Genomic DNA, 11,455 nt, shown 5'->3' on the forward strand with positions numbered 1-11,455 from the left:
ATTGCGCCGGGGTGGGAGCGGGACCTTTGCATTCGACGCTACGCAGGCCATGCCCTTGTTTTCCTTCCCTGGGAGCGGCTATGTGGACAACTTTGCTGTGTTTTGCCGCGCAAGCCGCCTTGACGCGGGTGCATGGTGTCTCGGCTAAGATGAAACTCGTTGTCGCGTGTGCTCAATGAGGAAGGACCTTCACCGGTGATAGTGGTTGCAGAGAGCGCCGATGTTTCAGACGAGGCCGTAGTTGGTGAGGGATCCAGGATTTGGCACCTCGCACAAGTCCGCGAAAAGGCCGAATTGGGCACCAATTGCATTGTTGGCCGCGGTGCCTATATTGGCACCGGCGTAAAAATGGGAGACAACTGCAAGGTCCAGAATTACGCGCTCGTCTATGAGCCCGCCGAGCTTGAAGCCGGCGTCTTCATTGGTCCCGCCGTGGTCTTGACGAACGATACCTACCCCCGGGCTGTTGGCCCCGACGGGAGCCTGAAGAGTGCCCACGATTGGGAACCTGTGGGGGTGACCATCCGGGAGGGTGCGTCCATCGGCGCCCGCGCTGTGTGCGTGGCACCGGTAACCATCGGCCGGTGGGCCACCGTTGCCGCAGGAGCCGTCGTGGCCAAGGACGTGCCCGACTTTGCCTTGATGGTTGGCGTTCCCGCGAAGCGGCATGGTTGGGTTGGCAAGGCAGGTTTCCCGTTGAAGCGCAGTGGTGAGCACTGGGTATGTCCAGAAACGGGCGCCACATATGTTGAACAGAACGAGACTCTTCGAGAGGTAGAGGCATGAGCCCCGAATTCATTCCCCCCGCCAAGCCCATCATCGGCGACGAGGAGGCAAAAGCCGTCACGGCTGTCATGGCCACCGGGCAGCTCGCCCAGGGCACCGAGGTTGCGGCGTTCGAGCAGGAGTTTTCCCAGGTCCTCCTGGATGGCCGGGCAGCAGTTGCCGTCAACTCCGGCACCTCGGGTCTCCACCTTGGCCTGCTTGCTGCCGGGATTGGTCCGGGCGACGAAGTAATCGTTCCCTCCTTCACTTTCGCGGCCACTGCCAACTCCGTCGCTCTCACGGGAGCAACACCTGTTTTCGCGGACGTCGACCCCGATTACTACACGCTCGACCCTGCCTCAGTTGAGTCCAGGATCACAGACCGCACCGCAGCCATCATGCCGGTCCACCTTTATGGACACCCCTTCGATGTCGACGCGATCGGCGCTTTGGCTGCCAAGCACGGCGTCAAGGTCTTCGAAGACGCAGCACAGGCCCACGGTGCGGCCGTCAACGGCCGCAAGGTTGGTACCTTCGGTGACTTCGCCATGTTCAGCCTCTACCCGACCAAGAACATGACCTCCGGCGAAGGTGGCATGGTCAGCACCGGTCTGGCCGACGTCGAACGACGCCTCCGCCTCCTCCGGAACCAGGGCATGGAGCGCCAGTACGAAAACGAACTGGTTGGCTTCAACTGCCGCATGACCAACATCCATGCAGCAATCGGACGCGTCCAACTGACCAAGGTGGAAGCCTGGACCAAGACCCGTCAGGAAAACGCAGCCTTCTTCGACGCCAACATCGAAGGCGTTGTGACGCCGAAGGTCGCTGAAGGCTACGAGCACGTGTACCACCAGTACACCATCCGCATTTCTGACGACCGGGACGGCTTCGCCAAGGCGCTGCGCGAGGAGTACCAGGTGGGCTGCGGCGTCTACTACCCGATCCCCAACCACCAGCTCGCCCCGTTCCGGACATCGGACGATCTTCACGTCACCGAGGAAGCCGCCACCCACGTGCTGTCCATCCCGGTCCACCCTTCGCTGAGCCAGGATGACCTCGAGCGCATCGTCGCTGCGGTCAATGCTGTTGCGAAGGCAGGTAGCTAGTGGCGAACCTTCGCGCGGGGCTCATCGGGCTGGGCATGATGGGCCGCCATCACGCCCGCGTTATTCGTGAGCTCGAAGGCGTTGACCTCGTGGCCGTGGCGGATTCATTTGGTGATCCGCACAATGTTGCCGATGGCCTCACCGTATACAACACGGTGGAGGAGCTCATCGCGCAGGGGATCGACATGGCAGTTGCCGCCGTTCCCACTATCCTGCACGAGGAAGTGGCCCTCCAGTTGGCTGACGCGGGCATCCACTGCCTGGTGGAGAAGCCCATTGCGAATGACTCCGAGTCCGGCCGGCGCATTGCCGAGGCGTTCGAGTCCAAGGGCCTCATTGGCGCAGTCGGTCACATCGAACGCTTCAACCCCTCCCTGCAGAGCCTCCGCGACAGGCTGGAGAACGGAGACCTCGGCGAGGTCTACCAGATCAGCACCCGTCGCCAGGGACCGTTCCCGGCACGCATCGCGGACGTTGGCGTGGTCAAGGACCTTGCCACGCACGACATCGACCTCACCGCCTGGCTTGCCCAGAGCAACTTCGTCAACGTCGTCGCCCACACGACCTCGCGTAGTGGCCGCGAGCACGAGGATATGGTTACCGCCATCGGCCACCTCAAGAGCGGCGTCGTCACCAACCACATAGTGAACTGGTTGTCGCCCATGAAGGAGCGCACCACAGTGGTCCTCGGCGAGCGTGGAGCCTTCATCGCAGACACCATCTCGGCAGACCTCACGTTTGTAGAGAATGGGACCTTCCAGACTGACTGGGATTCCGTCGCGGCATTCCGCGGTGTCTCCGAGGGATCGTCCACGCGATTCGCCCTTGCCAAGCGGGAGCCCCTCAAGATGGAGCACGAGGCTTTCCGCGACGCCGTGCTTGGCAAGTCGCTAAACATTGTCACCATGGCGGAAGGACTGGAAACCCTGCGGGTTGCCGAGGCCGTCCTGGACTCGGCAAAGTCGGGTTCCGTCGTCGCTCTTTGAGCTGCCAACCCGCCTGAGGGTTGTGGGGGAGGCTGGCTTTTGCCAGCCTCCCTTTACTGTTCAGGGACCTCCCAGGTCCCTGCCCGGCAGTGCCCCGGATACGGGGAACCCGCGTCTTGTCGGGTAGCCTTGACCAGTAGACGTGGGCACTTCTGTGCCCGCACGCCAATACACAGGAGAGTTTGTGAACGCTGATCTCGTCGTCGTCGGCTCGGGTTTCTTTGGCCTGACCATTGCAGAACGCGCCGCTACCGAGTTGGGGCTGAAGGTCGCGGTGCTTGATCGCCGCCACCATATTGGAGGAAACGCCTACAGCGAGAATGAAGAGAAGACGGGAATCGAGGTCCACCGCTACGGCGCGCACCTCTTCCACACGTCCAACGAACGTGTTTGGGACTACGTGAACAACTTCACCAAGTTCACCAGCTACCAGCACAAGGTGTACACCAGCCATAAGGGCGAGGTGTACCCCATGCCCATCAACTTGGGCACCATCAACCAGTTCTTCCGTTCCGCGATGAGCCCGGCGGAGGCCCGCGCCCTGATCAACGAACAGGCCGGCGAGCTTGCCGGAACGGATCCGCAGAACCTCAACGACAAAGGCATCCAGCTCATTGGCCGCCCGCTGTACGAGGCATTCATCAAGCACTACACGGGCAAACAGTGGCAAACGGATCCCAAGGACCTGCCCGCAGAGATCATCTCCCGGCTCCCCGTCCGCTACAACTACGACAACCGGTACTTCAACGACACCTATGAAGGCCTTCCGGTGGACGGTTACACGGCTTGGATCGAACGGATGGCGGACCACCCGAACATCGAGGTCATCCTGAACACCGACTTCTTCGACGACGGCGAATTTGGCCGCTCCTCCGTCCTGGGGCAGGTTCCGGTCATCTACACGGGACCGGTGGACCGGTACTTCGACTACGCGGAGGGCGATTTGTCCTGGCGGACCATTGACCTTGAAGAAGAAGTTCTTCCCATCGAGGACTTCCAGGGCTGCGCCGTCATGAATTATCCGGACGAAGATGCCTCCTTCACCCGCATCCACGAGTTCCGCCATTTCCACCCCGAGCGGGATTACACGAAGGACGCTACAGTCATCATGCGGGAATTCTCGCGCTTTGCGGAGAAGGGCGACGAACCCTACTACCCCGTGAACACCTCCGATGACCGCAGCAAACTGCTTGCCTACCGCGACCTGGCACGCGGCGAGAAGTCCGTGCTGTTCGGTGGCCGGCTCGGAACCTACAAGTACCTGGACATGCACATGGCCATCGGCTCTGCGCTGTCCATGTTCGACAACAAGATCAAGCCGCACTTCACAGGCGGCGCCAAGCTGGAAAGCGGTGGAGTGGACGCATGACCGCCACGACTAACGAAAGCCAGGAGACTCCCATGACCGTTGCCCAAGCCGAGGCCGGCGACCAGGATCTTCGGATCGTACAGCGCGTGGTCTTCCCCGCCAACCGGGACCTTGACACCCTGCCTCTGTACGTTGACCCTGACACGAACAAGGTCCGCAAACAGGACGAGAACGGCACAGCGGTCATCCAGGCCGTCGGCATGGCCCGCAAGCTTCACCCGGAAGACATCCTTGACCGTGGCTCCGTTCAGGTCCGCAGGGGCGAGCGCCTCTCGTTTGGCTCGTACTTCAATGCCTTCCCGGCCAGCTACTGGCGCAAGTGGACCGTTGCCACCAAGACGGTGCTGCACATCGAAACCGAAGGCGAAGGCACGGTCATCGTCTATCGCTCCAACGCCAGGGGAGCCTCCCAGCGCGTGGACTCCATCCTGGTCGAGGGCCAGGCGTCCAACGACGTTGAACTGACCCTTGCGCCCTTCGGCGACGGCGGGTGGTACTGGTTCGACCTGATCGCCGGCGGCGACGGAATGACGCTGAAGAATGCCCACTGGGCCGTTCCGTCCGAGGGCCGTCCGCAGGGTAAGGTGACCCTTGGTGTCACCACCTTCAACCGTGCGGACTATTGCCTCGAGACCATCAAGTCGATCGACGCCGACGCCGGACTTCGCCAGATCCTGGCCGAGCTGATCATCGTGGACCAGGGCAACAAGAAAGTTGCCGACGAGGACGGTTTTGATGCCGTAGCAGCCTCCATGGGAGACCAGCTGCGCATCATCAACCAGGGAAACCTCGGCGGTTCCGGCGGTTTCGCCCGGAACATGTACGAGACCCTGGCCACCGACAAGAGCGACTACGTCATGTTGCTCGACGACGACATCGAACTGGAAACCGAAGGCGTGCTCCGCGCAGTTGCCTTCGCCGACCTCTGCCGCAAGCCAACGATCGTTGGCGGACACATGTTCGACATGTACAACAAGTCGGTGCTCCACGCCTACGCCGAAGTCGTGAACTTCTACCGTTTCCTCTGGGGCCCCGTCGAGGGCCTTGGCAACCACGACTTCTCGGCTGAAGGACTCCGCTCCACGCCGCTCCTGCACCGTCGCTGGGATGCCGACTACAACGGCTGGTGGATGTGCCTGATTCCAAAGACGGTCATTGAGAAGATCGGCCTTTCGTTGCCTGTCTTCATCAAGTGGGACGACGCTGAGTACTCCCTGCGTGCCCGTGCCGCCGGATTCCCGACAGTCACCCTTCCCGGTGCCGCCGTTTGGCACGTTTCGTGGGCCGACAAGGACGACTCCGTGGACTGGCAGGCCTACTACCACGAGCGCAACCGCCTCATCGCGACGCTCCTGCATTCCCCGTTCCCCAAGGGCGGCCGGATTTTCCGGGAAAGCCTGAACACCGACATCAAGCACCTGGTGTCCATGCAGTACTACCCGGAGCAGGCGCGCATCATGGCCCTCAGGGACGTCCTTGAAGGACCGGGGAAACTCCACGAGCAACTGCCCACAACCATGCCCAAACTCCGGGCCATGCGCGAGGAGTTCGTTGACTCACAGGTAAAGACCGATCCGGGAGCGTTCCCCGAAGCGTTCCGGAAGCGTCCCCCGAAGAAGCCCCAGACATACAAGCAGCCGGGTGCCCTCGGACTTCTTCCCTGGGCAGTGAAGACTGTTCTGAAGCAGACCATCGCACCGGTCCGCGAATCGGCCGGAACGAACCCTGAAGCCCACGTCGCGCACCAGGACGGCAAATGGTGGAGCCTTGCGCACCTTGACAGCGCCGTCGTGTCCAACGCTGACGGCACGGGTGCGTCGTGGTACCGCCGTGATCCGAAGCTCGTCCGCCGCATGCTTGTGGAAAGTGCCCAACTCCATGCGCAGCTCTTCTCGAACTGGGAGGCCCTGCGCGCAGAGTACCGCGACGCCCTGCATGAGATCACCTCGATGGATTCATGGCGCGAAACTTTCGACGCTTCGGAGTCCAAACAGTAGCGATGGCCGAGTCGACTGATACATATGCTGTTCCCGGGGTTGGTGCCGGGCTGCTGGATGTCTTCCGGCGCCGGTACCTCCTCAAACTGATCGTCCGCAAGGAACTGCGGGTCCGCTACCGGGGTTCCGTGCTGGGACTGGCCTGGTCCTACGTCAAACCCCTGGTTCAGTACTTGGTCCTGTTCCTGGCCCTTGGCATCGTGCTTCGGGTGGGGGACCAGATCCCCAACTACGCCCTGTACATGTTCTCGGGCGTGATCGTGGTGAATTTCTTCACCGAAGCGTTCTCCAACGCCACGCGTTCCATTGTGTGGAATGCCGCCTTGGTGAAGAAGATCTACCTTCCGCGGGAGCTGTTCCCGGTGGCTTCGGTCTGGGTTGCCGCGGTGCACTTCCTGCCGCAGCTGGTGGTCCTGTTGGCGGCAGCGCTGCTCAGTGGATGGCACCCGGACGCCCTCCAGCTTTTCGGAGCGTTGCTCGGCTTCATCATCGTTGCCGTCACGGCCACCGGCCTGGGTCTGCTCGCTGGTGCCATCAACGTGTTTTTCCGCGACGCCGAGAACATCGTGGACATGCTCATGATGGTTGTCACCTGGACGTCCCCGGTCCTCTATGACTGGACCATGATCCGCCGCCTCGCTCCGGATTGGGCGCTGACGATCTACCAGCTGAACCCGGTGACCGTCGCGGTGGAATTGTTCCACTGGGCCTTTTGGTACCCGACCGTCACCAAGCCGGTTGAATTGCCGCCGCACCTCCTCATGACCGGTTTCGCCGGGCTGGGGATGGCCGCTGTGTTCCTTATTATTGGCCAGCTGGTGTTCCGCCGGCTTGAGGGCCACTTTGCGCAGGAGGTCTGAGTGGGCGCTGCAATCATCGTCAAGAACCTGAAGAAGACCTTCAACCTCCGCCATTCACACTCCTTGAAGGAGACGCTGGTCTGGCTGGTCAAGGGACGCAAGGGTGAGCTGACCAAGAAATTCGATGCCCTGCATGACGTGAGCTTCGAGATCCAGCCGGGCGAGACGGTTGCTTTGCTGGGCTTCAACGGTTCCGGCAAGTCGACGTTGCTGAAGCTGATTTCCGGCGTGATCCTTCCGGACAAGGGGACGGTCCGTACCAAAGGCCGGGTTGCCGGCCTGATCGAAGTTGGCGCCGGCTTCCACCCGGACCTCTCGGGACGTGAGAACGTCTTCCTGAATGCTGCGATCCTTGGGATGACCGAGGAAGAAATCAACGCGAAATTCGACGAGATCGTCGCTTTCTCGGAGATCGAGCAGTTCATCGATACGGAAGTGAAGTTCTACTCTTCGGGCATGTTCCTGCGCCTCGCGTTTGCCGTGGCGGTGCACACCCAGCCGGATATCTTCCTTGTGGATGAGATCCTCGCGGTGGGCGACGAGCCATTCCAGCGCAAGTGCCTGGCGAAAATCAGGCAGTTGTCCGATGAGGGCCGCACCCTTGTGGTGGTCAGCCACGACCTGGACATGATCGCCCGTATTTGTGACAGGGGAGTAGTCCTCTCATCCGGTACGGTGCAATTCGAAGGTCCAGCAGACCAAGCCGTGGCTTGGTTGAGGGAACGCAACTAGTCCGGCCTCCAACTGCATAAGTCGTCTGTCACCGGATGGCTGGTGGAAGCATCTAAGAAAGGCGACCGTAGGAATGGCTATCGGCCCTCTGCTGTTGTGTGTACTCCTGATCGTTGTGTTGTGGTGGGGTCCCGGCTGGCTGCTCGGGGAGGCACTGGGAGTCCGTCGGACCATCTTGCCGGTGGTTGCGCCGTTGTTGGGAATGGGCGCCCTGACGGTCATCGGCGTCATGGGCCATGGGCTTGGCATGAGCTGGCAACTGTTGCCTGTCGCTGGCGTGCTGGTGATCCTGGCCGGAGTTCTTTTGGCTTTGCGCCTGACGCTGCAGCGTCGGTTCCCTGCCAGGTTCGGGTTGCCGGTCCCGGCCGGTCCCGGAATTTTCGGCAAGCACCACATTTCGGGAGCTTGGTGGATTTTGATTGCCGGCTTGGTGGCCGGCGGGGCGGTGGCGGCAGTGTCCTGGACTGTTGGTACCGAGGGGCTCCTTGGCATTAACCAGGACTGGGACATTCCCTGGCACGCCAACATGATCCGCTTGATCTCGGTCAACCACGAGTGGGATCCGGGCATCGCGGGTAACTTCGCCTACTACGACACGTCCATTGCCGATGCGCCGATCCGCAGCTACCCCATTGCGTTCCATGCTTTGCTGTCCCTGGTGTGGCCCCTGACCGGGGTGAGCATCCCTGTTTTCCTGAACGTCTTCGTTTTGGTGATGATGGCGGTCCAGTTGCCGCTGAGCACCATGGCCCTGACCATGGTGGTAACGCGTCGTCCGATTGCCGTTGCCGCTGCGGGGGCCGTGTCCGGGTGGTTTACGGTCTATCCCTACGACCTCCTGTGGCGTGGTCCACTGATTCCGTTCTTCGCCGGCATGCTGCTGGTGGGTCCCTTCGCTTTCCTTGCCATCAAGGGGGCGCTGGAAGGCAGGAAGTTCTGGATCCCCGGGATCGCCTTCGGTGCGGTGGGCCTGATTGCCGTGCACCCCTCCCTTGCGTTCGTCGTCCTGCCGTTGCTGGTCTTCTGGTTCCTTTCGGCCGCGATCAGGCGAAGGGGCCGGATCCTCGGCATTACGGTCTACCTGGCAGTCGCCGGAGTGCTCGCCGCCGTGCTTGGCCTGCCGATCATCCAGCAGATGCTCAAGGAGTCCGAGCGCGTCTCCAAGATGATGTGGGCGCCGGATACCGACCGCAACGGGGCCATCCAGAACATCATCTTCCTGCACCATGGATCCATTGCGATGCCGATCCTCACTGTCCTGGTGGCCCTGGGCTGCCTGGCTGTGGTGCTCCGCATCCGCATGTGGTGGTATTTCGGACCGGTCCTGGCGTTCGCTTTCCTTTCGGTCTACACCATGGGCAGTGAGAGTCCCCGGTTCCTGAACCTGACGGCTCCCTTCTACGATGACCAGTGGCGGATCTTCGGTATCCTCGTCATGCTTCTGGTGCCATTGGCGGGCTTGGGCGTTGCCCAGGCCGCCGAGGCAGTCGAATGGCTGGCAGGCAAAATCCGTGCGCGGCGGTCGTCGCCGTCGGAAGCCGGCAGTGACGTACGACGGCGGCCCAGTCGCCTGGTGACGGTGGCGGCGGCGTTCGTCGTGCTGCTGGCCGCGGGAATCGGGGCCACGCCGTACTTCAAGCAGAACGCCGAGCGGATCAACATCAACACAAAAGTGGATGGCGCTACGCTGAGTGCTGCGGAGGTGGACCTCCTGAGCAAGGTGGACCAGTACGTCCCACAGGATGCCACCGTACTCAACGATTCGTGTGATGGTTCTGTGTGGATGTACGCGTTGGGCAACCGCATGCCCATGATCCGGCACTTCGAGGTCCTTCCCACCAACAGGCAGCTTCTGGTCCTGCAAAAACTTCCGGAACTGGCCAGTGACGCCCAAGCGCGTGCGGCGGCTTCCGAGCTCGGCATAGAGTGGGTTTACATCGCTGATGGACGTATCCGCGCCTGGGATGAGCCGAAGCCCGGCCTGACCGAGCCGGATTCCATTCCGTACCTGAAGCTGGTCACCCGCGAAGGCAACGCCGCGCTCTACCAGATCGACTGGTCCCAATTGCCAGGCGGCAAGGAAGCCTTTGACGCCGACGCCAAGGACAGGGTCCAGCTTGACGGTGTACCAGGCATCCTCGAAAACCGGAACCCTGACGGCATTGCCCCGCTCGGAAGGATTTGCTGACCATGAAGGCATTCATCGCTAAATTCCTGGCATCGAGCCTTTTCAGGTTCCTTTTGATCGGCGGCCTGAGTTTCCTGGTTGACCTGGGACTGCTCGCACTGTGTTTCCAGGTCTTTGGCTGGCCGCTGTGGCTTGCCACGGGCGCCGGATTCTGGGGGAGCTTCTTCTTCAACTACTTCCTTCAGCGTCACTTCGCTTTCGGCGGCGGAGGCACGGCCATTGGCGGCGTGCTCCGTTATTCGGGGCTCCTGGCTTTCAACACCCTCGCGGTCATGGGAATCGTGGAACTCTTCCAGTTCCTTGGCGCGGGCTACGTAGCCGGTAAAGTGGTGGCGACCGCCGCGACCATGGCCTGGAACTACTTCATTTACAAGCACTGGGTCTTTCCGCAGAAGAAGCACGCGACGGACTCCAGCCACAAGACCGATGGCGCGACAGACACCGACGCGCCACCACAGAACCTCACACCAAAGAGCAGCGAAGGATAAGCGATGTATCGAGGCGTTCGAATTGCCGCGGTAGTACCGGCCTACAAAGAAGAGAACCATATCGCGCAGGTCATCCAGACCATGCCGGAGTTTGTCGATCACATCGTCATCGTCGATGACTGCAGCCCCGACGACACATCCGGCGCCGCCCGGCGCGCCGACGACGGCAGGGTCACCCTCATCCGTCACGAGGTCAACCAGGGCGTGGGAGGCGCTGTCCTGACCGCGCACAAGGCTGCGATGGAGCTCGGTGCCGACATTAACGTGGTCATGGCCGGTGACGCCCAGATGGACCCGGAGTACCTTCCCCAGTTGCTTGATCCCGTAGTGGACGGTTACGGTTTCGCGAAGGCCAACCGGTTCTTCTCCGGTGAATCTTTCGCAGGCATGCCCGGCTACCGGATTTTCGGCAATATCGTCTTGTCCTTCATGACCAAGCTTGCCTCCGGTTACTGGCACATCTTCGATCCCCAGAACGGCTACACCGCAATCCGGACAGAGGTTCTTCGCCGCCTGCCGATGAACAAGGTGGCGGCCCGGTACAGCTTCGAGAACGACCTCCTGATCCACTTGAACATCCTGGATGTGCCGATCGTCGACGTTCCGATTCCGGCCGTTTATGGAAACGAAGTCTCCAGCATCAAGCTGCGCAAGGTCATTCCCGAACTCTTGGCCATGTTGTTTGGTGGCTTCTGGCGCCGGGTCTGGTGGAAGTACATGGTGTGGTCCTTCTCCGCTGTGGCCTTGCTCCTGATCGCCGGACTCGCCCTGATCGTCATGGGACTCGGTGTTGGCGCCTGGGTCCTCGCTGCCAGTGTCGGATCGCCGACGGCGGGGTCGGTGATGCTTGCTGTGGTGCCCTTTGTGCTGGGTGTCCAGATGTTGCTGGTCTCGCTCCAGCTGGACATCCAGGCCAGCCCGGACAGGCCGACCATGCACCCCATGAAGGAACGTGCCTGAC

Annotated in this window: 10 protein-coding genes; all 10 read left to right on the forward strand. The window is 61.5% G+C overall.

Annotation, left to right across the window (positions count from 1 at the left end):
- The first annotated feature begins 168 nt into the window (after positions 1 to 168).
- The 10 genes from ACIPV6_RS05025 to ACIPV6_RS05070 all read left to right on the forward strand — a co-directional run bounded on the left by ACIPV6_RS05025 (position 169) and on the right by ACIPV6_RS05070 (position 11,454).
- Entirely contained in the window at positions 169 to 786 is a 618-nt protein-coding gene (locus ACIPV6_RS05025) for an acyltransferase (protein WP_400269866.1), read from the forward strand.
- Positions 783 to 1,874, forward strand: a complete 1,092-nt coding sequence (locus ACIPV6_RS05030) for a DegT/DnrJ/EryC1/StrS family aminotransferase (protein ID WP_400269808.1) — start codon at positions 783 to 785, stop codon at positions 1,872 to 1,874. The genes ACIPV6_RS05025 and ACIPV6_RS05030 overlap by 4 nt, the downstream gene beginning before the upstream one ends.
- Entirely contained in the window at positions 1,874 to 2,860 is a 987-nt protein-coding gene (locus tag ACIPV6_RS05035) for a Gfo/Idh/MocA family oxidoreductase (protein WP_400269809.1), read from the forward strand. The genes ACIPV6_RS05030 and ACIPV6_RS05035 overlap by 1 nt, the downstream gene beginning before the upstream one ends.
- Positions 2,861 to 3,044: 184 nt before the next feature.
- A complete protein-coding gene (gene glf / locus ACIPV6_RS05040; protein WP_400269810.1) occupies positions 3,045 to 4,229 on the forward strand; it encodes a UDP-galactopyranose mutase in 1,185 nt (394 codons plus the stop codon).
- On the forward strand, positions 4,226 to 6,226 hold the full coding sequence (locus ACIPV6_RS05045) for a glycosyltransferase (RefSeq protein WP_400269811.1): 2,001 nt from the start codon (positions 4,226 to 4,228) through the stop codon (positions 6,224 to 6,226). Before glf ends, ACIPV6_RS05045 begins: the two co-directional genes overlap by 4 nt.
- Positions 6,227 to 6,228: 2 nt before the next feature.
- On the forward strand, positions 6,229 to 7,086 hold the full coding sequence (locus ACIPV6_RS05050) for an ABC transporter permease (protein ID WP_400269812.1): 858 nt from the start codon (positions 6,229 to 6,231) through the stop codon (positions 7,084 to 7,086).
- Positions 7,087 to 7,818: an ABC transporter ATP-binding protein gene (locus ACIPV6_RS05055; protein WP_400269813.1), complete on the forward strand. Its 732-nt coding sequence runs from the start codon at positions 7,087 to 7,089 to the stop codon at positions 7,816 to 7,818. It begins immediately after the preceding gene.
- Between the two features lie 73 nt (positions 7,819 to 7,891).
- Positions 7,892 to 10,006 (forward strand): DUF6541 family protein, encoded by a 2,115-nt coding sequence (locus ACIPV6_RS05060; protein WP_400269814.1) that lies wholly within the window; start codon positions 7,892 to 7,894, stop codon positions 10,004 to 10,006.
- 2 nt (positions 10,007 to 10,008) lie between these two features.
- On the forward strand, positions 10,009 to 10,494 hold the full coding sequence (locus ACIPV6_RS05065) for a GtrA family protein (protein ID WP_400269815.1): 486 nt from the start codon (positions 10,009 to 10,011) through the stop codon (positions 10,492 to 10,494).
- A 3-nt stretch (positions 10,495 to 10,497) separates the two neighbouring features.
- A complete protein-coding gene (locus ACIPV6_RS05070; protein WP_400269816.1) occupies positions 10,498 to 11,454 on the forward strand; it encodes a glycosyltransferase family 2 protein in 957 nt (318 codons plus the stop codon).
- Position 11,455: the final 1 nt, after the last annotated feature.

Source organism: Paenarthrobacter sp. NPDC089988 (assembly GCF_044748465.1).
Lineage (GTDB): Bacteria > Actinomycetota > Actinomycetes > Actinomycetales > Micrococcaceae > Arthrobacter.